Raw genomic sequence first — 22,731 nt, 5'->3', positions numbered from 1 at the left:
CGTCGAGAACCAGGCGCTGTCGCTCATCGACCGCCAGCTTGACCGGCTGAGGAACTATGATGAGGTCGCCGAGCAGCTGCGTCGTCACCGCGGCGAGACCGAGCAGCAGATCGGGCGGCTCGAGCAGATTCTCGGTTCGCTCGACGAAAGCCACTCCGCCCTCAAGGACGCCGCGCTGTCGTTCACCGGCAATCTGGCCGCGCTCGGCCACGCCGTCGCGGGCGACGAGATCCTGAAGAACACGTTTGCGAACTTCGCCTTCGAGAATTTCGAGGCGGCGAGCTATCGCTCGCTGATCACGATCGCCGAGGCCGGCGCGTTCGGCTCGGCGGTTCCGTTGCTCCAGAACAGCCTCGACGAGGAACTCGCCATGGCGGCCTGGCTCGAGCAGCGCGTGCCGGCGATCACCACCAAATACCTGACGCTGTCGTCGCAGGGCGAAAAAGCCGACCGTTAAATCTGCGCCGACCATCTCACAAGCCGGAGTGCGGTTGATCAGTAGGGGCTGCTCAGCCGCTCAAGGGCCGGCAGCAACCCTTCCCGTCGGCTGCATCAGCAGGAGAGCTCTATGAACAGACGACATGCTTTGATCACCGCCACGGCGGCGGCCCTTGCGCCACTCACCTTCGGCACCGCCTCGGCCCGTACAGCCGTCGGCCCGGCTGCAATCGACAGCATGAAACTGCCGATCCTGGCGGGCGGCGACTTCGCTACCATGACGAGCAAGCTTGCGCTCAGCCGAGCCCGCAGTTCGCCGGTGCGCGCCTTCGCCAAACTGGAGATCGAGGAGCAGGCAGCCGTGGCCCTGGCCTTCGGCGCCCGGTCCGGCACAGCTGGATTGACTGCCAAGCACGCCGCCCTGTTGCAGGAGCTCGAGAACGCTCCAGCCTCGGAGTTCGACGCGCTCTATGTCCAAGGGCAGATTATGGGACACCGCGAGCTTCTGGCCCTGCACACGAGCTATGCGAATTCTGGTTTGGATCCTGTCGCTCGGGGCGCCTCGATCGTGGCGGCGCCGTCCATCCATACTCACCTCGGAATGCTGCAAACGCTGAAGCGGATCGGCTGAGCGGCTGGCCGGAGGATGGAACAGGAACTTGGATTCTCAGACAGCGCGGCCTCAAGAGCGGCGCGAAACAGAACCGGAATGTGAGCGGATCAAAACAGGGGGCGGAAGGGTTACGGGCGCGAGCTTATCGAGGACGCCCTGCGCTGCGCGCTCGGCGCCCGGACAAGCTTCGAACTGAGGGAGGACGGCGTGCGCTGCCTCATCGAACTGCCCATGGAAAACGTCGGACGGCAGGACCCGTGACCTCTGCGCCCCTAACCCTCAGGGGCCGCCGCGTTCTGTTCGTCGAAGACGACTATTTTCTCGTGCGCGTGCTGGTGGACTATTTTAGGGGCGTAGGCGCTGAGATTGCGGGGCCGGTCGCCCGGCTTCAGCCCGCGCTGCAGATCGCCAGGACGGAAGCTCTCGACGGCGCTGTCCTGGACCTTGATTTGCAAGGCCAGTGCTCGCTGCCCGTCGCAGCGGTTCTCGTCGAGCGAGACGTCCCTTTTGTGTTCGTGACGGGCTACGACGGGAGGTCCCTGCCGGAGCACTACGCGAATTACCCTCGCTGCCAGAAGCCGGTCGACCCGTCTGTCGTGGCGAGAAAGCTATTCCCGGACGCCTAGTCGCTGGTGTCAGTGAGTGGGGGCTCAATCGCCGGCCCATCATCTGGCAGCGGCCGCCGCAGCGCTTTCGCCACATCAGAGGGGAGAAGCAAGTAGTACTGGACCACCACGCTCTGTTGGGACACCATCCCGCAATGCTTCAGCGCGCGACACCGGCGGCCCTGGATGATAACGAGGCCGCAGCTATCCGGCTGCTCTTGGCGGATCGCGGCTCCGAGATCGGCGATGCAGCCTTGCTCGATCGTCTAACCAAGCGGCGATGTATCCGTCACTCCACCGACGGGTTCTCGGTCACAGTTTTGGGACATCTCAGCTACTTGCAGGCAGTAACGGATCGCTTGCTGGAAATGTGAGTTGCCAGAGCGGCGTGACGATCGAGACGCACTCTCAGTTTAGCGGATGACAGCTAGCGGCTCTCTCCCCGAGGTTGCTCACAGTTTTGGCGGTTTCACACCTTAGCGATGGTAGGTTGCCCCGCGAGTATCCAGCCCCGCGCTCGCATGAAGTTGTTTTGCGACGCCGAGAGAATCAAACCAGGAGGTGACGCAGTTATTCAATTCGCTACTCTATCTCAGCGGATCCAGCTTCAAGCGCCGCGCTCGTATCCCAAGAGGACACGCTTGAATTGACGTTCCAAGCTCTAAAGCGGATGGCGGAGGCGCCGACTGGCTGAATGGGATTGGCGGCAATGCGCCCGGAACAAACACCAGCTCGGCGCCTTACTCCGTACATGCCTATCGGAATGCCAATGCCCGACCCAAAAATCGACTACGACTCCCTGATGACGATCGGCGCCCTGCTGAAGGACCAGTTCGAAGGGATCACACGAAGGCCGCTCCCGCAGAGCCTCGCCGACCTCGTTGAGCAGCTCGAGAACGCCGTGAATGGCGTGCTCCAATCCGGGGGAGGCGACACTCAGTAGCGCCCTCTACCCCAGCCGAGCTCAGCCGTCGCCCCTGTGGATCCTGGCGTAGCTGACGGCTGATCGGTCGGCCCTACGAGGCCGGGGGACTCGAGCGGATCTATGCCGAGCACAACCGACGCATCCACAATCTCAAAGCGGGCGCGCCTTTCATCAACCTGGTGGACCTGCACCATGATTCGTCCGAAATGCCGGCTGGCGATCTCCGCGGTCTGAGACCCTCCGCATGCCGCGAGCGTCGCCTCGCTTCCCGTGATCCACCCGCCTCCCGTTGAAGACGCTGTCGGCGTAATTCGACTAACCGTCACAGAGTACTCAACAAATCCCAGATCCGCGCCATCGCAGATCAGTCGTCCAATGTCCGCCAAGAAAAGCTCGGTTCGCATTTCGCCGCCCTCCGCGGGAAATACGCTCCAGAAAGGGATTGGTTCACAGAGTTGAGAGGCAGCGCCCTCCTCGTCACCCAGAGGCCCGTTATCCGGTCAGGCCGTCCGGCAAAAAGCCGCTGTGTCAGCGGAGGTGGCACTTCGGGCGAACCTTGGCATCTGACGCAGCTCTGGAAGCTCAACTAGCTCAAGCCCAACCCAGCCGCCCGCCCCGCGATCATGTAGCCCCGAGACAGTGGTTAATCGAAGGGAAGCGAATGCGTCTCCCGAAGATCGGCCTGAACATCGCCGGTCCTGTCGGGCCACTCGATAAGCGTCACCGTCCGGACGCCCTCGGCGGCGACGATGGTGCAGTCGCAATGGCCGCCAACCATCGCCGGCCGCCCGTCGGAGTTTTCGGCAGCAGCACGTCCAAGGCCTGAACGCTGGTTCTGGATCACGCGCCGGCAGAACTCGAGAGCGCCAAGGCTGGCTATTGCTCGGTTGACCGTCTCAAGGTCGAAGCTGATCTCTTCGCCGCTGACGAAGACCCGCGGCGCCGTAAAGAAGTTGCACTCGATCGGTTTATAGGCTCGCGTGCCGGGGCCGAGGCTCTCGTCAGCGCTTCGGACAGCGAAAGTGGCGAAGCGCCCTAGGTGGTCCGACCAGCCGCCGAAGTAGAAGCCCGCATGCGGACAGGAGCGGAATGCCTTCATCCGCCCCGCCGCCGCGACGATTTCCCGTAGCGCCTCCGGAAGCCTCTGCCTCGCCTGATCGAGGGAGCCGCACGTAAGCTCGTCCAGAGTCTCGTAGATAGGCCGCGGGCCGGACGCCATGAGCGCCCAGCGGGCGCCTTCGTTCACGCGCTGCTTTGGCGCGAAGTCGACGACCCTGCGGTCCACAGCCCCATACATCAGCGTATCGGACCATAGAATGACGGTGGTGGGGTCCGAAAGCATGTTGGTCGCGGTCAACGTGCGAGGCTCCGTTCGTGAGGGTCGCCCCGACGAGCCGGCCGCCGTGGTGAGAAATCGGCGGGTGCCGCACGGCGGCCATCGTCGGGCACATTCGGGCCGAGGTTCTACCCTGCTTTAGCCTCAACGACGGGGCTCCAGCCTCGGCAGCCGATCCGGGCTATTAGGACGAACGGTGGCTCCGGCACCGGGTACGGCCAGATCTGATTTTCGCCGAAAGGGGCGGCGCCGTCGCGGCGGGCCTCCTCGACCTTCCGAAGCAGGATGTCCACCTTGGTGCCGAGCACCGCGACCTGCTGCTGAACCGCCGCGAGCTTGCCGTCGAAGATGCGGTCGTTGTCGATCCGCTGCGTCTGGCCGGCGTCCAACCGCTGCGTGAGTTGCCCGACCTGGCCGGTGACGTTCGAGACGTCCCGGGCGTTGCGATCGACCCCGACGGCGTTCGTCGAGATCGTCGCCTGCATGCTGTCGAGGCGCGCCGCCAGCTCCTTCTGGGCCGCCCTCTGTTCGGCTGCGGCCGTGCGCTGATCCTCCCGGCTCCAGCCGAGCTGCAGCGAGGTGAGCGCGGTCATGAACGCCAGCACCGCCCCGAGGATCACTGTCCCGTACTGCCGCCAGAACGGCAGCGTGGGCGTCGGGTTCGCCTTGTCCATGCTCATAAGCAACTTACTCAACTCGTTCGCGATGCGCTCCGGCAAAGACTCCTCCTCCGCAGGTCGAATGATCGTCATCGCCTAGTGGTGCATCCAGAACGCGCGCTGGCCTGCGCCACGCTACGCCGTGCTCTTCCATCGGCACGCGGCCGGCTTCACCTTCCCGGACGCATACTGCGCGCGTAGGCAATCGAACCACGCGCGGCCGTCCCGGAGCCGGCTGTTGGCCTGGATCGCCGCCGAGCGGTTCTCCGCAGCGACGATCTCGACCGGTTGTCCCGCCCTCGGCTCCGGCAGCGGCACCGGCGCCAGATAGGCGGGCGGCGCGGGGAGCTCGCGGGCGAGGTCCTTCGGGCTAGCGCCCGAGCTGGCGCAGCCGGCGAGCCCCGTCAGCGTCAAGCACGCAAGCGCCTTTAGGAAGCTTCGTGGCATAATCCCTCACCTGCTTTTCGAGGCTCAGTCGCTCGGCTTCCTGCCGGGCGGCGGCGGCGCGCTCCTGCTCAAGAGCGGACTGCGCGGCGTTGCGGTCGGTCTCGGCCTTGGCGGTCAGGAAGCGCTCGTGGGCGAGCTCGTTCTTGTGCGCTTCGCTGTTCCGGCCGGACCACCAGCCGACGACGAGCGCGCCCATGATCGCAAGCACAGTGAGCGCCGCACGCGAGCCCAGAACCCAGCTGACGATGGCGCCGACGATGGGCATGTCAGGTTGCCGGCCCGGCGGTCTCGCCTGAGCGGACCTGCGCGACCTGTCCGGCTTCCGACTTGCGCGAAAGGTGCCAAAGCATCAGCGCGATCGCCGTCACGCCGCTGAACCAGACCACCGGCGGGATGTCGTGGAAGAACTCCTGAACCGGGGCGAGCTTCTCGCGCGCCTCTCCGAAGAACGACGCGGCGCCCTGAACCGTCGTCAGCGCCGCGCCGCCGGCGGCGGTGACGCCCGCCCACACCTTGGCGTGGAACGACTGCTGGACCGGAGCCAAAGTCGCCCGGATGTCCGCCGTGCTGAGGCTGGCGCGGTCGTCGGACACTGGCCGGGGCCTGGCGATGGCGAGCCGCTGAAGCGTTGCGGCGTCCGCGCCGCCGCTGACCGGCAGGTCTTCCTGCTTCTGGAAGGCGGCGACGGCAGCGGCCGTCTTCGGCCCGAACACGCCGTTCGGAATGCCGGCCTCGGCATAGCCGAGGGCGCGCAGGTTGGTCTGCAGCGCCCTCACCTGGTCAGGGTCGAGATCGACGGCCGGCGAAGTCTCGTCGACGGTCTCGACGAGCGCGACGGGCGCGGCGGGCGTCAAAGGCGTGTCGGGGATCTTCCGCCAGCGGTTCAGGCTGTTCGCGAACTTGGTGTGGTAGCCGTTCTTCGCGTAGCCGGGCCCGTTGTAGACCCGCACGATCGGCGCACACTCGGCCGCCGTGACAGGCCGGCCCTTTAGCGTCGCGTCCAGCTGGCGCAGATCGTCGGCGATGCCCGACGCCTTCAGGAAGTCGATGCAGGCGCGGAGGTGGTTCTCCTCATCCGCCATCATGGCCTTGACCATGTCCTGAATGGTGCGGAAGCCGATCATGGCGTAATTCGCGCCCATGACCTGGAACATGCCCCACGAGCACGCCATCAGGGCCGCGGTCTCATCGATCGCGATCGCCTTCGTCAGGCGTGGATAGCTATCCTTCGGATAGGGCTTCTCCCCCCATGCGGCGTAGGCCAGCCCCTCCCTTACGGCCCGGTCGCGCTTCGCGCCCTTGCCGAGCTCGCGATAGAAGACGTGCGGCTCGAACAGGATGAGCGGACGGCCCTTGGCGTCGAAGCCCTTGCCGCGGCTCTCGCAATCGATGAAGGCGTGAAGGATGTCTTCGCCCACGCCGATCGCCGCGCCCTCGCGCGGCAGATCGATGTCGTCCAGGCGCACGGCCGCGCCGACGAAGCCGTTCCATTCCATGGGTATGCTCCGGACATGAAAGAGCCCGGCGCGCGGGCCGGGCTGGGTCGTGAATCCGTGGAATTTGCCAAATCCAAATTGTCGATGGACAATCAGTGGATGACACCAATGACCGACTGTCTGGTGGCCTTCGCCGTCGCTTCGGGGATGAGCGACACAGATGCGGCGGCGCGGGCGCAGACCGCGATGGACGCCTATCTGGCCGGGTTCGAAGACGATCCGGACGGAGCCGTGGACGCGTTACGTGAGCTTGAGGCAGCGTTCCTCGAGATGAATCTCGACAGCGGTCCGGCCGAGTTGATCAAGCAGGATCTTCAGGCCCGGATCACCGAACTTGCACGTCAGCGGTGAGCGCTGGACTGAAGGCATGAAAAGGCGCCCGAAGGCGGTGCGGGTGTCAGCGGTTCATGACGTGCGGGCTCACACCAGCCCCGGGTTCTTCTCTCCCACATAAGCGACGAGCTTCGCCCGGGTGGCCGCGGCCGCCGCGTCGCTCAGGTCGTCGGTGAACCACCACAGATCCTGAAGCTGCATGTCGACGCCGGGGAAGAGGTCGAGATTGGTGCTCGGCTCGTACTGCCCAAACACCGTCAGATCCGTGTCGGCGAAAGCGTCGATGCCGGTCGTGACGTCGACGCCGACCTGGACGTTTGCGATCAGCGCCCGAAGCCGGCCATTGGCGCCCGAGGGGCCGTTCCAGCAGATCATGGCGAAGTAGAAGCCTGCCGCGGGCAGCACATTGTCCGCGGTCGTCAGCCGCGCCGTCGCAGCCGAGTAGACGCGCAGGCCACGGTTCGCCGGACGGACCTGGATCTGCGCGCCGCCGGCCTTGCGGGCGCCTACCACAGCCTGGGTGACGGCTCCGGTCCCCATGTCGCCGATCCATGCGCAGGTCCACTTGCCGGCGTTCGACCAGTGCGGCGCGCCGACCGGCCCGCTCAGGGTCCCGGGCGCGCCAGAGGCGCTGGACTTGATCGCCTTCCGGCTGCCCGCGGCGACCCGCGTCGGGAAGTTCGGCGTGCCGACGTGCGCCGGGACCCACGCCTCGTCGGGGTTCTTCCGGTTCAGCCATCGCAGCTTGGAGGACACGAAGCCGGCCTCGGCATGAAGCCATGTCCGGAGGCTCGCATCAGCAGACAATTCGAGCTCGGTCGCGCTCGGCAACACGACGATCGGCGCGTCGGACTCGACGATGTCGTTCCTGACGGTGACGCGGGTGTTCATGTCAGCTCCCAAGGCGAGAGGAAGTTGCGAATGGGATCAGCGACGCCGGCGATCGTCAGGCTGGTGTCGTCGCGAAAGGCGGAGCGGGCGCGGCCGGCGTGATGACCACCTGCCTGTCGGCGGCCGGCGCAAATGATCTGCAGTCCCGGGCCGGGCGCGGCGGCGAAGGTGATGTCGATCTGGTCAACCGGCGCGCCCGCCTTGATCGTGTCGGGCGTCGACGTGCCGGCAAGCGCCACGCTGGTGATGACGAGATCGGTCGCGCTTTCGACGCCGGCGGCGTCGCGAGCGACGAACCCCTTCCCCGCTCCGAGCGGATTGGCGACATCATCGGCGATGATGACCCCCGGCGGTTCAATCGCGAGCGTCTGACCCCAGTCGAGGCCGCCGACAACAACCCGCGCCACGGTCGCCGAGCGCATGAACCATCGCTTCGGCTGCAGCGCGATCCAGCCGCCGCCAAACACGCCCTCGAGGATAGCCCGGCCGATGGCGGCGCCGCGCGTCCGGTGCCCCTGGACGGTCGGATGGGTGCCGTCGGTCGCGGAATGCTGGTGCTGGTACGCGGCGCCGACATAGACATGAAGCCCCGGCGACTGCCGAGCGGCGTCCGCCGCCGCGAGCGCAATCTCCGGCGCGCGCCACTGTTCGGAGTAGAAGCCGCGGCAGGGATCGATCTCGATCAACGGCACACGCTCGGACTGACCGGTCCGCTCACGCACCCCTCGCTCGATCGCTTCACGCAGCCCCATGGTCCGCTGCGTGCGCGCCCAGCGCCGGATGTCCTCCGCGCTGTCGTTCTGCCCCTGGTCAAAGATCACCGCGCCCACGATCGCCCGCCGGCCCTCGGCCGCAGAGGCCGCGACACAGTTGTCAACGAGCGCCATGAAGGCGTTCCAGTTGACCGAGCCGGGCATGAAGTAGGGCCAGCCGCGCGCGATCTCGCCATGCACGCCCATGATCAGGCGCGGCGTGTTTCCGGCTCCGAAGCGGGCGTCGAGCTGGTCCAGGATGTAGCCGCCACATTCGGAGCAGAGCGTCTCGACGGTGACGCTCCGCTCATCAGCGAACTTCTGCTCGATCAGCGGCTGATAGCCCGAGAATGATCGCCCGTTCGGGAATAGGGCGGCGGCCCCGCCCGGCATGTAGAGCTTCGGGTGCCGCGGCGTCGTGTTGTACGGCGTCGAGCCGGCATAGTCGTCGGTCGTGCCGAGCGCGTAGCTCTGTCCGTAGACAAGCAGGATAACGTCGACGGACGGATCGTTGAGCCATGACGTCGGTGGCGCGTCCACCTGCTGATAGACGGCCGGCGTGATCCGGCCCGCGACTGTAGATTGCTGTTCGAACGCGCCTTCCGGGGAGGTCTTGTAGACGACGTCGTTCAGGTCGACGCCGGCGATGACGCGGCCGGCGACGTCGAGCTCGAGCGCCCGCCACTCTCCGATCAGGGGATAGTGGTCCGTGAACGAAGCCCCGGCGGGAAGCCACCTGCCCCTGACGGCCCGCCACTGCCGGCCATCCGGATCGACGCCTGCGACCGGCCGCAGATCGCCTTTCGCGTCAGGTCCGACCTCGAGCAGCGGCCATCCCTCGTAGCCGCCGACAAGCGCCTTCAACCCGTCGTCGCCGAAGGTCGACGCTATCGCCTTCTCCGCTTTGGGCGCCAGAGCAGCGAAGTCGCTCGCGAGCGCCTCGGCGCTGGCGTCGAGTTCCGCGACCTGGGGGGCCAAATCCGCCACCTGTGCCTGGAGCGTTGTGAGACCGGCGACCTGGGCAGGCGTCAGCCCGACGAAGTCGGAGATGCGGCGCCAGCCGGGGGGCTCTTCCGACCACGCATAGGTTCCGTTGTCCGGCACTATCGCGCCGGTGATCGGATCGACGTGCTCGGCGTCCTCCGCCGCGCCAATGACCTCGCCCTTCTGCCCCGCGCGGACCCCGGGACTGGTGGTGAGCTCAGGCCAAGCGCACGCGGTGATCGCATCTCCCTGAATGCCGAGGTTGATGATGTCCTGCAGGATGCCGACCAGCGTCTCCCCGAGAGCCAGTCGCAGGTCCAGCTTTGCTGGCTTGTTCGCGCCTGTGGCGGGGATGTTCTGGGAGACGTAGTCGCGATACGCCCGCTTGATGGCCGCAGCGAAGTCGTCGAGGGTCGCCATTCAGCGCTCCGCACATGAAAAGGCCGCCTCGGGAGCGCCGGGCGGCTTGGAAAGGCTCTGCGGCTCGGGAGACGGGCTAGACGACCGTCACGTCCATGTGGTCCGGCGCGCCTGAGGGCACGCCGGATGCGTTCGCGTTCTCGGCCCAGTACCGCCACGCCCCCGGACCCGGGTCGTCTGCGCCGCTGATCGTCTGGTTCGGGCTGACGTTCAGCGTGCGGATCACGCTCGCATCCACAAAGGGCTGCGCCGTGGTCCCCCGCCGCACCTCGATCGTCCGGACGTTTGCGCTGTTCGAGGCCGTGGCGGCGAACGACACGCCGGTCGAGACCGTCACGAAGATCTCTGGCGCCGCCGGCGCGGCGTCGTCGCCGATGACGGTGATCGTCGCCGTGACCGAGTAGTCGCCCGAACCGCCGCCGCCGCCGACATAGCGGGTCTGGACCTGATAGCTGCCGTCCGTGACGGGGCCGGAGAACACCTGCAGGTCGCCATCGTCCGACGGCGTCATGGGCTGCCAGGAGCCCGCCGTGCCCTGGCGATAGTGCCCCTCGAGCGTCAGATCAGACCAACCCTCGACCGGCGGGCTCGTGGCCGAGATGACCGCGATCGTACCGCCGCCAGAGACCGCCTGCCGGATCACCTGCAGAGTCGGCAGCGGCGGGATCGGCAGTTCGTCGTCGCCGGTCTTCGCCGGCACCGCAGGACGGCGGCCTTCATCCGTCGCCGGGTTCCAGCCGTAGCGGGCCTCAGGATCGAACGACTGGAACTCGATCTCGTAGGAGCCGTCCCCAAAGCTGTTGTCGTGGAAGTCGAGCACCTCGCACAGCACCATGCGGGTCGACATCTGCTCGCGCGAATTGAGCGTGAAGAAGCGCCGGCCGCGCAAATTCTCGCCGAACTGGTTGAGGCGCAGCGTGCCGCGCAGTTTGCAGCGCGCCTTCTCGAACTCGATTTTCCCGAGCCGGCGCATCTGCGTCCAGCTCTGGCACCATTCCGCCTGTGCGGGCCGGGCGATCACCTGCGCGCCGGCGTCGATCTCCGCCTGGTTCACCCACGGGTCGAGATCGACGTCGTTGTAGCCGTGGTCCGGTGACGAGACCTTGAGGGTGAGCTTGGTGATCCGCTCGTCGGCGAGCCGCCCCTTCTTGAGGCGGATGTCGTAGATGTGCAGGTCTTCGACGACGACGGAGGGCGCGCCGTAGTGCCAGCCGCCATAGATGACGATCGCGCCGTCGCCGCGCTCGGCGATCCAGCCGTCGAACGATCTGAGCAGCGCCTCCACCACCGACTTGCGCGGGGTCTCGCTGTCGAAGCGTCCGCCGGCCGCGTAGCGCGGCTCGAAGGTGCCGTCGGCGCGCTGCACGGGATCGTCGCAAAGGTCCATCGCGGCGAGCCAATAGTCCTTCACCGGCTCATAGACGCGCTCGACCTTGCGGCGATAGCCGGCCGGGCATTGGCAGTAGAAGTGCAGCAGCTGCCGGACCGGGTTTGTCGTCCAGGTCCAGGTGCTGTCGTCGTCGGAGCTCTGCGCGGCGTCGCGCGGGTCCCAGCAGAGCTGCCATCTGCCGACGACGGAAAGCTGCGGCAGCCCGAACGGATAGCGCTTCGGATAGTATTTCGTACTCGGCATCATGCAGATGAGCTCTGCAGTCGCGATGCCGTCGCCGCGGCAGTTCGGCCCCCACTTGTCCGGGAACGCCTCGATCATCTCCGCGTAGGCCGTCTCGGGCGTCTCGCCCTTGCGCCAGTAGATGCGGATCTCGCGCTCGTTGGCGTCGTTGCCGCCGTATTTGCCGTCGGCCTGCCCCTTCACCCAGCCGTCGTCGCCGGTCTCGAACTCGACCAGGTCGTCGTGCAGATACCAGTTCTCGTAGCCGTCGATCCGGCCCTGGTGGAAGGCGATCACGTCGTAGGACGTCGAGCCCTTCAGCTCATAGGCGAGATAGGCTCCCGCGTTGCGGCAGCGGCCGTAGGCGTAGATCGCCGGCGGGATGCTCTGCTTGAGGACGATCGAGCCGTCCTGCGGCTTCGGAATGTCGGGCTTGGGCGCAAGCAGCAGCTGCGCGCCGAGAAGGCCGCCGGTGAGCACCGCGCTGCCGACCAGCGCCGCAGCCGTCGTGCCCGCGATCGCCGTCGCGCCGGCGGCGACGCCGGCCGTGCCGCCAAGCGCAAAGATCGCCGCCCCGATCGCCGCCGGCATGCCTCAGACTTTCCATACGAGATGAGGCTGCACGCGGATCCTCTCGACATGCAGACGCACCAGGCCGTCGGCGGCGCGTACCGCCCAGCTCTGACCGGTCCGGATGCACCCGAAGGTGAGATGCCCGGGCTTCTTTCCGCGCGGTACGCGGATCAGGCCGATGTCGCCGAGCGCGGCCGCGGCCGGCTCGATTGGCGAGAGCCCGTTCCGCGCCGCCTCGTGGCTTACGAAGGCGTCCACGCCGCCCTCAGCCTTGAGGATGCGCGCCGCGGAGACCGGACCGGCGCAGCGGCCGAGATAGCGGGCGAGATCGAAGGCCGGCCGCTCGAGCGCCGCCCAGCGTGCGAGGAACAGGAGACAGTGGCTGCGCTCCCAAAAGCGCGCGTCTGCCTCCGCCTCGTCCAGATAGAGGGCGAGGCGGTCGGCGCGATCCGGGGTCATCAGAACTTAGGCCAGGTCTTCCGACCGCCCTGCGTAAGCAGGCTGGTGCGTTCGCCGATGGCGTCGTCGGGATGCAGCTGGCGGATCTGCGCGTCCGACCAGGACTGCAGCTGCGCGCCGGCACGGATGATCTGCTCCGTGCCGACTTCGAGGCTCACCGCGTAGCTCGCGTCGGAGAGCATGCCGTCGCGCATCGCGCCGCCGGAGCGGTTGAGCCCGAACACGCCGCCCTGCCCGATCCACACCCAACGGGCGGCGCCGATCAGCTGCAGCGCCTCGTCATAGAAGACCTTGCCGACGCAGAACTCAGCCCCTTCGGCAAGGTCGGCCTCGAGGTCGAACATCTGCGCGATCGCGCCGGAGATGCCCGGCAGGCCGAACTCAACGCTGTCGGACAGCCCGTTGATCACCTGCTTCAGCGCGGGCAGCGTGGCGATGCCCGGGAAGCCGTCATAGAAGGCGTTCGGCTCGTCCTCGATATGGTCGGCCGGGATCTCGACGCCGATCAGCGACGTCGTGAGCCGCGACAGCGACCCGTCCGCCCAGCGCACGCGCATCAACGCATCCATGCCGCCGGCGCGCTCCAGCCCGTAATCAACGGGAGGATCGGGCGGCAGTCTCACGCGTCGTCGCCCATCAGCGCGCGCAGATCCTCGATGAAGGAGACCGAGGGAAAGGAGACGATCTCCTCCTCGTAGTTCATGCCGTTCGAGTCCGTCAGCCGCATGGCGCAGCGCGGCGTGTCGAAGTCGATGACCGTCCCGCCCACAGCGGCCTCGCGCAGCGGCGGGTTGATCTCCAGGCTGTAGACGAAGCCGCCATCGATCGGCGTCGCCTCGGTGATCCCCGAGACCTCATAGAGCCGCTCGCGGGCGTTCGGGTGAACGATCGTGAAGGGCTCCGCCCCGATGAATGGCTCGGCGCCCGCCACCTTCGCGCGGATCGTAGTGGCGGCGTGCGCGGCGTGGGCGACGAGCTCGGCCGCGATCGCCAGCCCCATATAGCCAGAGCCGTCGTCGAACGTGCTGTCGTCGCTGTGCGGGACGGGGGCCGACGGGCCCGGCTGCGCGAACCATGGCCGCCGCAGCATCGGAACAACGATCCGGCCGACGCCGTTGCGCAGGCTCGCCCGGATCGCGCGCCAGGCCGAATACTCCTCCGGCGTCTCAAGAAAGACGCTCGACATCTCGCACTTCCACAGGCCGCCGCGGCCGAGCGGCAGGCGATCCGGCGTGTCAGCGGCGAGCGAGCGCGCGCCCTCGACCGCGCCGCCCACCACCTGCCAGTCCATCTTCTCGCAATCGAACAGGTCGATCGGGTAGTAGCTCGACGGCAGCATCAGTTGGTGTGCCCGTGGCGCTGTTCGCGGGCGCGGATCGCGCCGTAGTTCTTGCGCGTGACGTCCACCGCCTGCGCCCCGGAATGGGCGCTCTCCCGCCGCGCGATCGGCAGCGAGGTCTTAGCGATCTTGGCGCTGAACGCCTTGTCGTTCGTCTCGACCCGGATCGTCAGCTCGCCGCCGCCAAAACCTTGCGGCGGCGGAGGCGGCGCCGGGATGGCGCGAACGCGCGACCAGCCATTGTCGTTGCCGGCGGCCGGATAGTTGTCGTTGCCGACATAGCCGCCCTCGGCGAAGCCCGGCAGGCGGCCGTCATTGATAGCCTCGAGCAGACCGCGGTGCTGCGACGTCGCCGCCGCGTTCACGACGAACTCCTGCCCATGAACCACGCCGGCCACCTGGCCGCGTCCGGCGGCGCCGGTGTAGCCGCCGTCATCGAAGCCGAAGAGTTTGAGGCCGATGCCGAGGATCGAGCCGAACGCGCCGAGGCCGACCCCCGTCCCTCCCGCGCTCGGGGCGCCGCCGAGACCGCCGAGCAAGGTCTGGAAGACGCCGCCGAGGCCGGTCGCGGTCTGGCCTAGTCCGCCAAGCCCGGCGGTCGCCTGCTGCGCGTTCTGCGTGAACGTCGACAGAGACTCTGTCGCCGCCGTGAGCTGCGGCGCTGCCGGGACCGGAGCGAACTGCGGACCGAAAGCCGCCGAGCCAGCGCCTGCATACTGGCCATAAAGCTGCCCGAACCGGGAGCCGTAGCCGCCGACGCTCGTTCCGACGACGTCCGTCGCGCCAGGCTTCCACATGCCGCCCTCGCCGGCGAACCACGCCCGGGACGCGCCTTCCGGCCCGTATTTGGCCGAAAGCCGCCCGAACTCGCCCTGGAAAATCGAATCCTGCGCCTCGCGGTCCGCAAGGAAGGCCTGCGGCGTGAGCCGCCTGCCGAGGTAGCGTTCCGACCACGGACCGATGTTCGCCCCCATGATCTGGTAGGCGCCATAGGCGCGGTCGCCGGTCCGCGTGAGCGGGCCGAGCGCGCCGTAGTTCCCGCCGGACGATTCGATGTCCTTGATCGCCTGCGCGGCCGCGTTCGGATTGAAGACGCCGAAGGCCTGGGCGACGCGGGCATTCGCGGCGTTGTCGTTTGCGATCGGTCCCAGAGGCGCGCGCGTGACGTCGCCGCCGGCGCCGAGACCCTTCGCGATTACGTCCGAGATGCCGCCGCCTGCGCCCATCACCACATGGAAGGGGCGCGCCGCCGAGCCGTCCGGCTTGCCGCCGAGCCCGAGGCTCTTCAGCTCCGGGAACGCCTCCCCGGCCATGGACCAGGCGTTGTCGTAGAGATTGTCCCAGCTCTTCTTGCCCAGATCCGACAACAGCTTCCGTCCGCCTGCCGCGAGCGACTTGCCGAGGCCCTGCCCGCTCGACAGGCCTTCACCGATCGCGTCCCAAGCGCCGCGGCCGGTCTCCTTGACCTCCTTCAACGCGTCGTTGATCCGCATGACGTCGGCGTAGGCCTCTGCCGCCGCGACGCGCGCGCCCTTGTAGTCGACGAGCTCGCGCCCGGCCTCGGTCGGTTGCCCGTTCAGCAGCAGCCCTGCGTCCGTCAGTTGGCGATCGATGCTGGCCTCACCCTCGGACATGAAGCTGCGCCGGCGATCGTCCGCGAGCTTTTGCGCGAGCGACGCCTGGCGCTGCGCCTGCGCGAGCTTCGCGAGCGCGTCGGCCTCTTCCTCAATCGCCGCGATCCGGTCGTCGAACGCGTGCCGATCGCCGGTGAGCTGATAGGCTTCGCGGCGCAGCTGGTTGGTCTGCTCCATCACGAAGCGAAGCCGGTCGGTCTCCTGCGCGGTGCGACCGATCGACTGAAGCTCGAACGCGGCCGAGGCGCGCCGCTCGTCGGAGGACACCGCACGCTCGAGCTCCGCCTCCTGAATGGCACGATTGCTCTCCGCATAGACGCGCGCCGCGGCCGCTTTGGCCTCAGCCTCTGCATAGAGAGAGCGCTCGACGTCTCCGGCGGCTTCCACGCGGGCGCGCTCGGCCTCGATCTCGGCGCGCTGCGCCGGCGTCCGCGCCTCGATCGCCCGAAGGTCGAGCTCGCGCAGCCGCCGCGCCTTCTCGGCCGGCCCGAGATAGCTGTCGATCGCGGCGTTCACCCGGTCGAGCGCCGCGCGCCACTGATCTATGTCGGCCGCGCCCTTCGCGACATCGGGATCGTTGAGGGCGTCCGTCAGCTGCTTCTGCCTGGCGCGCAGATCGTCGAGCCGGCCGCTCTCCGGCAGCAGCGAGCGAGCCGTCTCTCCGGCTTCGGTGCCCCGCCGGTTCGCATCCGCCTGCGCGCGCATCCTCCGCTCTCGATCCATCTGCTCGCGAAGCTCGCGCTCGCGGCGATCGGCGTTCTCGTAGTCCCGCCGCAGATAGCTGTCGGGGCCGTAGGAGGAGCCGCTCGGCCCCTCAAGGATTCCGCGGCGCTGCGCCTGCGCCTCCTGGATCTCGCGCAGTTCCTGCTCCGCCGTCTTCGCGCCCGTGAAGCTGTCGACGAAGCTCGAGCCAAACCTGCCGAGCGCGTCATAGACGCCGCTGATCGCGTTCTTCAGCAGGTCCCAGGCGCGAGCAAGCCCTGTCACTCGCTCGGACGACTTGACGAGCGAATCCTCCAGCGCATCGAGCATGACCTGCTGCGCCCTTGTGCGCTCTCCCGCAGCGGAAAGCGTCGAGATCAGGCGCAGCGTCCGGTCGTCGAAGGCGCCGAGCTTGTCGGTGAGCTCCTGCGCGCCTTTGGCGGGATCCGAAAACAGTCGGGCGAGATCGTCGCGCGCGGCGTCGAGCCCCTGCCCCGTGGTTGCGGCATAGTCCTTCGTAATCCCGATGAGACCCGACAGCGCTTCGCCGCCGATCTTCCCGGTGTTCGCGTAAGCGTTGGCGAGTTCGCGCGCGACGCCCCGCGTCAACCCGTTCGCCTGTGCGGCGCTGTCGGCGAGCGAGAGCAGTTGCTCACCCGACATCTGCGCGAAGCGGCCAAAACCGTCAGCGGTCGACCGCGCCTCGCGCTGCGCGCTGCGGAACGACACCGTCGCGGCCGCGACCGCGACCACCAGCGCCATGATCAGCGCGATGGCCACGCCCATCGGCGTCACGAAGCCGAGCAAGGTCGCCCCAAGCGACTTCAGCCCGGCCGCCGCTCCGCCCTCAGCCATGGCGAGGACCTGCCAGACCTGGCCGCCCTGCGTCGCGAGAATCTGGAAGGCCGAAGCGCCCGACAACGCCATGGTGGCGGCGTCGTTGAGCTGGAAGCCCAGGTTCTGCAGCTGAAAGCCGGTGAAGCCGGCCACCTTGCCGGACGCCTCGATCGCCTTCGCGGTCATACCGAAACGGCGCTGGGCAAGGCCAGCGGCTGCCTCGAACTCTGCAGAGGAGATCGCGCCGGCCGCCGCCATCGCCCGGTATTCGTCGAGCTCTGCATTGAGCCGGTTCGTGGCGGCGGTCAGCGGGTCAATCTGCGCCCGCAGCGCTGCCGCCTTTGCGGCCATCTCCTCTTCGGCGCCGGCCGCCTGCTCGAACACCTCGGCGGAAGCGCGCGCCGAAGGCGCCGCGCGGCCGATGCCGAACGAGTCGTTGATCCCCTGCTGCGCGCCGGCCGCCGCCTGCGCGAGCCGCGCCTGCTCGATCTCCTCCTGTCGCCGGGCCTGTTCCTCCAACGCCGAATAGGTTGCTCCGCCCGACACGGCCGATGGCGCGCCGATCCCGACCGATCGCTCGAACGCCTCCCGGAACGCCCGGCCCGACGCCTCTGCACGCTGACGCGCGATGTCGTCCAGGCGGGCGAACTCGGCCTCAAACGCCGCGGCGCTCTCGCGAGCCGCGCCGCGCACATCGTCCACCATGACGCCAAGGGAGGCGTGCAGCCCGGATTGATCGAGCGCCGGCAGGTTGACCGCGCCGGCCGCCTCGAGCGCGCGCTGCATGCGTTCGATCTCACGCGCGGCGGCGTCGGCCGAGATCGTACCGTTGTCGATCGCCCGGACTGCACGCTGCAGATCCTGCTCGAACCGCAGATAGGCCTTGGCGACCGCGTCGACGCGCGACTGCTGCTTCGCCCAGCGGGTCTGCGCCGCATCCTGCTGTCGGCTCGCGGCATCGGTCGCGGACCCAGCCCGGCCGGCTGCCTGCGCCAGCCCAAGATGCTCCGCCTTGACAGCCGCAAGGTCGGACCGGAGCTTGTCGAGCCCGACCGAGCGGCCGCGCACCGTCAGCTCACGGATCGCCGTGAGTGTCGCCATGTCAAACGCCCTATGGTGATCTCACGCACTGGAACGGCGGGAGAGTCACCCCTCCGCCTTCCCGGCGATCCTCTGCAGCAGCGCCAGCACGCCGCCGCCGTCCTTCATCGAAACCGTATTGCCGGCCTCGCCCTTGCCCTTGGGCCGGCGCCGGGCGCGGTATTCATCGTCCATCGACCGAATGAGGCGCTCGAACCTGTCGAACTCCTCAACCTCCACGATACCCGCGCGAGCGGCGAACCGCTCGATCGCCTCGAAGGGGATAGCGCCCTCGTCCATCCCCATCGGCCGGCCGCCGCTGAGCCGGAAGAAGGCCTCGAAGAAGAACGAGGACTCCTCCCACAGCTCAGGCTTGTCGAGGTAGTCGGCTGGAAGCGGCCGGCCCTTCCTTTCAAGCTTGGCGATCGCCTTCTGCTCGCCGCCCCATTTCAGCTGCCAGCGGAGGCAGTCGCGGAGTTTCCCTCAACGGCCTCTTCGTCCTCAGCGTCCTGCTCGGCCACGATCGCCGCCGCGTAGAGGATGCCCTCGCGCAGCCGCGCCATGTCCGGATCGGCGAGCAGATCGGCGGCGAGCTCCTTGCTGAAGGGCGTCGCCCGGCCGTCATCGTCCTCCAGGCCGTCCCAGTCGAGCAGGATCGTGTCGACCACGCACCGGCTCTCGATCCGGGTCTGATCCTCGACGCTCAGGCCGTTGCGCCGGTTCTTGCGCGGGATCGCCATGATCAGGCGGTTCTGCAGGCGCTTGTAGTCGGTGTTGCCGAGGCCGCGGACCTTGAACCGGACGCCTTCGAGCTCGGGGATGTCCCCGACCCAGGCGCCCTGCTCGAGCTTCTCGGCGTCGATCTTGAGGGCGGACAGCTTCATGTCTTCAGCCTTCGATTAAAGCGGCCCGCCCCATGCGGACCGCGATCAGGGGGTCAAGAGCGCCGCCAGCGCCTCCGCGAGCGCGGAGTTAATGGCGAGCGAGTAGGTCCGGCGAATGAGGTTGTCGTTCTGACCGACGCGCAGCCGACGCGACGACACGAGCGCGCGGAAGTAGATCGTAGTGTTCGAATAGGTGTCGTCGGGGGCGTCGGGCAGGACGATCTTGAAGGCGAAGTTCTTCTTCGTCTTCGAGGCGGCGATCAGCGCCGCCTGGCCGGCGTCGAGCGGGTCGTGGAAGCACACCAGCGCCAGCATGCCGGCGTCGGCCGCGCCCTTCGCCTTACGGACGCGGCCGTCCTTCAGGGTCTTGCCGGTGACGATCTCCTCCTCGTCGCCGAACTCGCCCATGTCCTCGACCATGTCGATCTCGGCATAGGTGAGCGCCGCGAACTCGGACGACGTCTCCGTGTCGGGAGAAACGACCGGCCCGATGTAGATTCGGGCGTCGGTCGCAGTAACGAGATCACCGCTCATCTGCGGGCTCCATCTGAGGGACGGCCGACGCCATCACGGCGCTGGCGGACGACCTTGCCCAAGGGTCGGGTCGGGCGCCTGACGACGGTGCCGTCAGGAAGCTGCTGGAGCCTCGCTCTCGACGGCTTTTTTGGCCGCTCGACGCGCGGTCGCGTCGGCCGCAAGCAGCGCGCCGGTCTGCAACGCGCCCTTCACGGCCGGATGATCGACATTGAGCTCGGCGTCCTTGGTCTCGCCGGGCTTGAAAGAGGCGAGCGCGGGCTTTGCGGGCGTGCCGCCGACGATGAAGTCGAGTGGATGGTTCGTGGTGTTGGTGTAGCGGGCCATCTGTCTTCCTCAGCCGATGAAGGTGTACGCGTAGGGCACGACGAGGGCGGTCACGAAGTAATTGCCCTCGTCATTCTCGTCGCCGACATAGATGTCGCCGGGCGCGAAGGTGCGGACGCCGGAGAACTTGCGGTCCCGGAACAGATCCTTCATCGCCGCCGCCCAGGCGGGGGCCTTAACGAGCCCCTCGCCGATCTCGACGGCGATGACGATCCGGAAGCCGCCCTCCTCGCGGTAGAGCCGGCGGTTGACGATGGGCCGGCGCTCGCTCGCGGCCGGGAACTGCAAACGCATCCAGGGCGCGCCGTCTCCCGGCGCATCGCCGTCCTTGTTCGGCTCGAGGATGAGCGGCCGGCCGGCCTTGCCCTGCCAATAGGTTTCGAGCCGCGTCTGAACGGCGGCGATCACGCTCGCATGGGCCATGGTCAGCCTCGCGGAACGATGACGATCGCGGGCCGCCGCAGGTCGCGCTCGCGCCGCTGCGCCGTTCGATCCCTTCCGTCGGAAGCGAACTGCCCTTTCCGATTTCGGGCGGTGAGCCGCGGGGCGGGCGCGTACGCGACGAAGCCCTCGCCGCCGAACGCCCGATAACTGAAGCGGATATGCGCCATGTTGCCGAACCGGCGCTTGGCGAGGTCTGCGACCACCTGAAACACGCCGTCCGGCGCCTGCGCCGACAGGCCTCGCTCGATCTTCCGCGCGTAGGGCAGCGGCGACAGGAACACGTACTCCTCCGCCGCCGGCGCGATCGCTCCGGCCGGAACCGGCACGCCGTCGGCCAGGAACACGAAGCTCTCCTGGTAGGCTCCGGTCAGCACCGGCGCGTGCTTCACCAGCTGCTCGGCAATCCACGAGAACAGATCGTCCAGCAGCTCGAACGCGAACACGATGACGCCGTCGGGCTTCACGGCGCCGATTGGTGCGTCGCGCCTGCCGTCGACGATCGTCACATGGTCCGGCACGCGGCCGAGCGCCTGGCGGTTTACCTCCTGCGCCTCCGCGAGCTGTTCGCGGGCGAACGCCGCGACCTGCGCGCTCTGAGCCTCCGGCGAAAGCTCCTCGTCCACGATCGCGCGCAGCTCCAGGTCGATCGCGTCGACCCGCGTGCGGACGCTCACCCGCGAACCCTGAGCTCATAGGCGATCAGCTCGCCGGCGACGCGCCGGGTCTGTTCGTCCACCGCCTGAACCGTCATCTTCCGGCCGTTCGACCAGATCGCGTCCGTAGACCGCGTCTTGATCGGCAGCGGGAACGCGGCGAGATCCTCGGCGAGGAGGATCACCTTGCTGTCGCCCTGCAGGACGTCACCGAACATCTCCTGCGCCGCGTAGCCGGTGATCCAAGCCTTGAAGGTGACCTCCGGAGCGCCCTCACCCGAGCCACGTCGCAGCGTGACGAGGCCGCCATGGGCCCCGATCCGGCGGCGATACATCGCGCGGGCCTGAGCTGGCGTCATCAGCGAACCCGCGACAGACGGTACGGCTTCAGCAGCTGCTCGGCCTCCGGCGAGGCCAGCATGCTCCTGGAGCCCGGAACCCAGAAGGAGATCGATCCGAGACCGTCGACATCCTCGCTCTTCACGAGAGGATCGCGGCTCTGAGTCGAAAACGCCGCTCCGACAAGCAGGATGGCCGCGCGCTCCACATCGGCCGGCAGATCGGCCCCGTTCTCACCCGGCAGGACGAAGCCCGCGACATACTGGACCGCAAGCGACGAGCCCCACCAGGCGAAGCGCTCGCCGGAGGCGCTCAGGCGGTGCACCACGCCCCGATCGACCTCGAACTCGGCGGGGGAGAGCGCGCCGCCGTTCCATGTGACGGAGGCGATTGACGCCACCGGGCCGCGCTCGAGGATCACCCCGCGCCTCAGGTCGCAGCCTCGGACGGTCTGCAGGACGGTTTCGCGCGCGAAGGTGCGCCGGCAGAACCGTGCCGCCGCCGCCGACGCCTGATCGATGAACCGCTCGATCTGCTCGGCCGTCGGAGAGGCCGCGTCGAGACCGAGATCTGCGCGCACGTGCTCAACCGTCGTCAGCCTCCGCGAAGCTGCAGGCGTGACGACGGTGAGCATCTCGGCTGCGCCTACTTGCCGGCGTCCGGGGCCTTGGCGATGTCGCCGGAGCCCTGATCGGCCATGTTCCTGGCCACCGCCTCGTGCTCGCTCAGCGTCGGATCGTTGAAGTCGACCCGGTTCTGGAGAAGCGTCGTGTCCTTCCGCGGGTTGTCGTCCACGGCCGGATGCGAGGGGTCGAATTCGGTCACCTGGCGCGGCGCCCCGGAGGTCGAGAACTCGGACGCAGCGGAGATGTTTGCCGGCGCGTCGCCGGCGTTCCCGGCGGGCTTTTCGTCCGCCTTGGTCTTCGTGACGGCCATGTCGGCCTCCAGCTGCTGGAAGGTGAACAGAGGAGCGGCGCGCGGGAGGCGCGCCGCCCAGCGCGCCCAGTGGACGCGGTAAGCCCCAGGCTCAGGCGTTCGCCGCGACCTTGAGGGCCTTCATGGGCTCAGGATTGAAGACGCCGCCACCGACGCGCTTCGTCGTGTAGAAGTGGACGAAGGGCTTGTTGGTGAACGGATCGCGCAGGACGTTCACGCCGATCCGGTCGACCACCAGATAGGTCTGGGGCATGTCGCCGTAGAGCGCGACGATGTTGCCCGCGGCGACGGTCGGCATGCCCGGGATCTCAGCGACCGGCGCCTGGTTGATGGTCGCCGGCTGGCCGAGGACGAGGCCGGGCTGCCAGAGGTACTGCCCGTTGTTGTCCTTCAGCTTGCGAACGTCACGGATCGACAGCCGGTTGATGTAAAGCTTCGCGTCCGCCGCGAACTCCGACGGCAGGCTGTACATCAGGTCG

The 22,731-nt window shown here is 67.9% G+C and carries 27 protein-coding genes; 6 read left to right on the top strand and 21 right to left on the bottom strand.

Annotation, left to right across the window (positions count from 1 at the left end; translation table 11 throughout):
- From VM780_RS03170 to VM780_RS03150, 5 genes are all read left to right on the top strand, one after another.
- Positions 1-457: DUF892 family protein (locus tag VM780_RS03170; protein WP_325445053.1), on the top strand; the 457-nt coding region annotated here is incomplete at its 5' end.
- Positions 458-568: 111 nt separating this feature from the next.
- Entirely contained in the window at positions 569-1,069 is a 501-nt protein-coding gene (locus VM780_RS03165; protein WP_325445051.1) for a DUF4142 domain-containing protein, read from the top strand.
- Between the two features lie 239 nt (positions 1,070-1,308).
- The gene (locus VM780_RS03160) at positions 1,309-1,677 is read left to right on the top strand and encodes a response regulator (RefSeq protein ID WP_325445049.1); all 369 of its coding nucleotides are present in this window, start codon (positions 1,309-1,311) and stop codon (positions 1,675-1,677) included.
- Positions 1,678-1,811: 134 nt separating this feature from the next.
- Entirely contained in the window at positions 1,812-2,030 is a 219-nt protein-coding gene (locus tag VM780_RS03155; RefSeq protein WP_325445047.1) for a hypothetical protein, read from the top strand.
- A 395-nt stretch (positions 2,031-2,425) separates the two neighbouring features.
- Entirely contained in the window at positions 2,426-2,599 is a 174-nt protein-coding gene (locus tag VM780_RS03150) for a hypothetical protein (RefSeq protein ID WP_325445045.1), read from the top strand.
- Positions 2,600-3,224: 625 nt separating this feature from the next.
- Here the strand turns inward: VM780_RS03150 and VM780_RS03145 are convergent.
- From VM780_RS03145 to VM780_RS03130, 4 genes are all read right to left on the bottom strand, one after another.
- Complete coding sequence (locus tag VM780_RS03145) at positions 3,225-3,938, bottom strand: hypothetical protein (protein WP_325445043.1); 714 nt, start codon at positions 3,936-3,938, stop codon at positions 3,225-3,227.
- Positions 3,939-4,045: 107 nt separating this feature from the next.
- Positions 4,046-4,612, bottom strand: coding sequence for a hypothetical protein (locus VM780_RS03140; protein WP_325445041.1), 567 nt, complete (start codon positions 4,610-4,612; stop codon positions 4,046-4,048).
- Between the two features lie 334 nt (positions 4,613-4,946).
- Entirely contained in the window at positions 4,947-5,288 is a 342-nt protein-coding gene (locus tag VM780_RS03135; RefSeq protein WP_325445039.1) for a hypothetical protein, read from the bottom strand.
- Between the two features lies 1 nt (position 5,289).
- A complete protein-coding gene (locus VM780_RS03130) occupies positions 5,290-6,519 on the bottom strand; it encodes an N-acetylmuramidase domain-containing protein (RefSeq protein WP_325445037.1) in 1,230 nt (409 codons plus the stop codon).
- Positions 6,520-6,534: 15 nt separating this feature from the next.
- Here VM780_RS03130 and VM780_RS03125 point away from each other — a divergent pair, with 15 nt between their 5' ends.
- Positions 6,535-6,870 carry a hypothetical protein gene (locus tag VM780_RS03125; protein WP_325445035.1) on the top strand — a complete coding sequence of 112 codons (336 nt, stop codon included), beginning with the start codon at positions 6,535-6,537 and terminating at the stop codon, positions 6,868-6,870.
- Between the two features lie 69 nt (positions 6,871-6,939).
- Here the strand turns inward: VM780_RS03125 and VM780_RS03120 are convergent, their stop codons facing one another.
- The 17 genes from VM780_RS03120 to VM780_RS03040 form a co-directional block, all read right to left on the bottom strand.
- A complete protein-coding gene (locus VM780_RS03120; RefSeq protein ID WP_325445033.1) occupies positions 6,940-7,743 on the bottom strand; it encodes a hypothetical protein in 804 nt (267 codons plus the stop codon).
- Positions 7,740-9,899 (bottom strand): hypothetical protein, encoded by a 2,160-nt coding sequence (locus tag VM780_RS03115; protein WP_325445031.1) that lies wholly within the window; start codon positions 9,897-9,899, stop codon positions 7,740-7,742. The genes VM780_RS03120 and VM780_RS03115 overlap by 4 nt, the downstream gene beginning before the upstream one ends.
- A gap of 76 nt (positions 9,900-9,975) precedes the next feature.
- Positions 9,976-12,102, bottom strand: a complete 2,127-nt coding sequence (locus VM780_RS03110) for a hypothetical protein (RefSeq protein WP_325445029.1) — start codon at positions 12,100-12,102, stop codon at positions 9,976-9,978.
- Between the two features lie 3 nt (positions 12,103-12,105).
- Complete coding sequence (locus VM780_RS03105; protein ID WP_325445028.1) at positions 12,106-12,543, bottom strand: DUF6950 family protein; 438 nt, start codon at positions 12,541-12,543, stop codon at positions 12,106-12,108.
- A complete protein-coding gene (locus tag VM780_RS03100; RefSeq protein ID WP_325445027.1) occupies positions 12,543-13,166 on the bottom strand; it encodes a hypothetical protein in 624 nt (207 codons plus the stop codon). Before VM780_RS03100 ends, VM780_RS03105 begins: the two co-directional genes overlap by 1 nt.
- Positions 13,163-13,882 carry a hypothetical protein gene (locus tag VM780_RS03095; protein WP_325445026.1) on the bottom strand — a complete coding sequence of 240 codons (720 nt, stop codon included), beginning with the start codon at positions 13,880-13,882 and terminating at the stop codon, positions 13,163-13,165. Before VM780_RS03095 ends, VM780_RS03100 begins: the two co-directional genes overlap by 4 nt.
- Positions 13,882-18,156 carry a phage tail length tape measure family protein gene (locus VM780_RS03090; protein ID WP_325445024.1) on the bottom strand — a complete coding sequence of 1,425 codons (4,275 nt, stop codon included), beginning with the start codon at positions 18,154-18,156 and terminating at the stop codon, positions 13,882-13,884. The genes VM780_RS03095 and VM780_RS03090 overlap by 1 nt, the downstream gene beginning before the upstream one ends.
- 45 nt (positions 18,157-18,201) lie before the next feature.
- Complete coding sequence (locus VM780_RS03085) at positions 18,202-18,561, bottom strand: phage tail assembly chaperone (protein ID WP_422653642.1); 360 nt, start codon at positions 18,559-18,561, stop codon at positions 18,202-18,204.
- Positions 18,562-18,584: 23 nt separating this feature from the next.
- Complete coding sequence (locus VM780_RS03080; protein ID WP_325445020.1) at positions 18,585-19,019, bottom strand: hypothetical protein; 435 nt, start codon at positions 19,017-19,019, stop codon at positions 18,585-18,587.
- A 45-nt stretch (positions 19,020-19,064) separates the two neighbouring features.
- The gene (locus VM780_RS03075; protein WP_325445018.1) at positions 19,065-19,553 is read right to left on the bottom strand and encodes a phage tail tube protein; all 489 of its coding nucleotides are present in this window, start codon (positions 19,551-19,553) and stop codon (positions 19,065-19,067) included.
- A gap of 93 nt (positions 19,554-19,646) precedes the next feature.
- Positions 19,647-19,880 (bottom strand): hypothetical protein, encoded by a 234-nt coding sequence (locus tag VM780_RS03070; protein WP_325445016.1) that lies wholly within the window; start codon positions 19,878-19,880, stop codon positions 19,647-19,649.
- Positions 19,881-19,889: 9 nt separating this feature from the next.
- Complete coding sequence (locus tag VM780_RS03065) at positions 19,890-20,303, bottom strand: phage tail terminator-like protein (protein WP_325445014.1); 414 nt, start codon at positions 20,301-20,303, stop codon at positions 19,890-19,892.
- A gap of 2 nt (positions 20,304-20,305) precedes the next feature.
- Positions 20,306-20,998, bottom strand: a complete 693-nt coding sequence (locus VM780_RS03060; protein WP_325445012.1) for a hypothetical protein — start codon at positions 20,996-20,998, stop codon at positions 20,306-20,308.
- On the bottom strand, positions 20,995-21,336 hold the full coding sequence (locus VM780_RS03055) for a hypothetical protein (protein ID WP_325445010.1): 342 nt from the start codon (positions 21,334-21,336) through the stop codon (positions 20,995-20,997). The genes VM780_RS03060 and VM780_RS03055 overlap by 4 nt, the downstream gene beginning before the upstream one ends.
- Positions 21,336-21,950, bottom strand: coding sequence for a hypothetical protein (locus VM780_RS03050; RefSeq protein WP_325445008.1), 615 nt, complete (start codon positions 21,948-21,950; stop codon positions 21,336-21,338). Before VM780_RS03050 ends, VM780_RS03055 begins: the two co-directional genes overlap by 1 nt.
- A gap of 11 nt (positions 21,951-21,961) precedes the next feature.
- Complete coding sequence (locus VM780_RS03045; protein ID WP_325445006.1) at positions 21,962-22,252, bottom strand: hypothetical protein; 291 nt, start codon at positions 22,250-22,252, stop codon at positions 21,962-21,964.
- A 91-nt stretch (positions 22,253-22,343) separates the two neighbouring features.
- The coding region (locus tag VM780_RS03040; protein ID WP_325445004.1) for a phage major capsid protein at positions 22,344-22,731 on the bottom strand (388 nt) is incomplete at its 5' end.

The sequence above is a fragment of the Hansschlegelia sp. genome (assembly GCF_035538955.1).
In the GTDB taxonomy this organism is placed as follows: domain Bacteria; phylum Pseudomonadota; class Alphaproteobacteria; order Rhizobiales; family Methylopilaceae; genus Methylopila.
The sequence above is the reverse complement of the archived record's forward strand: the minus strand, read 5'-3'. Positions and strand labels throughout refer to the sequence as shown.

Coding starts and splice junctions, on each gene's coding strand:
- VM780_RS03165 (WP_325445051.1), top strand. CDS start 569: ATGAACAGACGACATGCTTTGATCACCGCCACGGCGGCGGCCCTTGCG.
- VM780_RS03155 (WP_325445047.1), top strand. CDS start 1,812: ATGCTTCAGCGCGCGACACCGGCGGCCCTGGATGATAACGAGGCCGCA.
- VM780_RS03150 (WP_325445045.1), top strand. CDS start 2,426: ATGCCCGACCCAAAAATCGACTACGACTCCCTGATGACGATCGGCGCC.
- VM780_RS03135 (WP_325445039.1), bottom strand. CDS start 5,288: ATGCCCATCGTCGGCGCCATCGTCAGCTGGGTTCTGGGCTCGCGTGCG.
- VM780_RS03130 (WP_325445037.1), bottom strand. CDS start 6,519: ATGGAATGGAACGGCTTCGTCGGCGCGGCCGTGCGCCTGGACGACATC.
- VM780_RS03125 (WP_325445035.1), top strand. CDS start 6,535: ATGAAAGAGCCCGGCGCGCGGGCCGGGCTGGGTCGTGAATCCGTGGAA.
- VM780_RS03120 (WP_325445033.1), bottom strand. CDS start 7,743: ATGAACACCCGCGTCACCGTCAGGAACGACATCGTCGAGTCCGACGCG.
- VM780_RS03115 (WP_325445031.1), bottom strand. CDS start 9,899: ATGGCGACCCTCGACGACTTCGCTGCGGCCATCAAGCGGGCGTATCGC.
- VM780_RS03110 (WP_325445029.1), bottom strand. CDS start 12,102: ATGCCGGCGGCGATCGGGGCGGCGATCTTTGCGCTTGGCGGCACGGCC.
- VM780_RS03105 (WP_325445028.1), bottom strand. CDS start 12,543: ATGACCCCGGATCGCGCCGACCGCCTCGCCCTCTATCTGGACGAGGCG.
- VM780_RS03095 (WP_325445026.1), bottom strand. CDS start 13,882: ATGCTGCCGTCGAGCTACTACCCGATCGACCTGTTCGATTGCGAGAAG.
- VM780_RS03090 (WP_325445024.1), bottom strand. CDS start 18,156: ATGGCGACACTCACGGCGATCCGTGAGCTGACGGTGCGCGGCCGCTCG.
- VM780_RS03080 (WP_325445020.1), bottom strand. CDS start 19,019: ATGAAGCTGTCCGCCCTCAAGATCGACGCCGAGAAGCTCGAGCAGGGC.
- VM780_RS03075 (WP_325445018.1), bottom strand. CDS start 19,553: ATGAGCGGTGATCTCGTTACTGCGACCGACGCCCGAATCTACATCGGG.
- VM780_RS03070 (WP_325445016.1), bottom strand. CDS start 19,880: ATGGCCCGCTACACCAACACCACGAACCATCCACTCGACTTCATCGTC.
- VM780_RS03065 (WP_325445014.1), bottom strand. CDS start 20,303: ATGGCCCATGCGAGCGTGATCGCCGCCGTTCAGACGCGGCTCGAAACC.
- VM780_RS03055 (WP_325445010.1), bottom strand. CDS start 21,336: ATGACGCCAGCTCAGGCCCGCGCGATGTATCGCCGCCGGATCGGGGCC.
- VM780_RS03050 (WP_325445008.1), bottom strand. CDS start 21,950: ATGCTCACCGTCGTCACGCCTGCAGCTTCGCGGAGGCTGACGACGGTT.
- VM780_RS03045 (WP_325445006.1), bottom strand. CDS start 22,252: ATGGCCGTCACGAAGACCAAGGCGGACGAAAAGCCCGCCGGGAACGCC.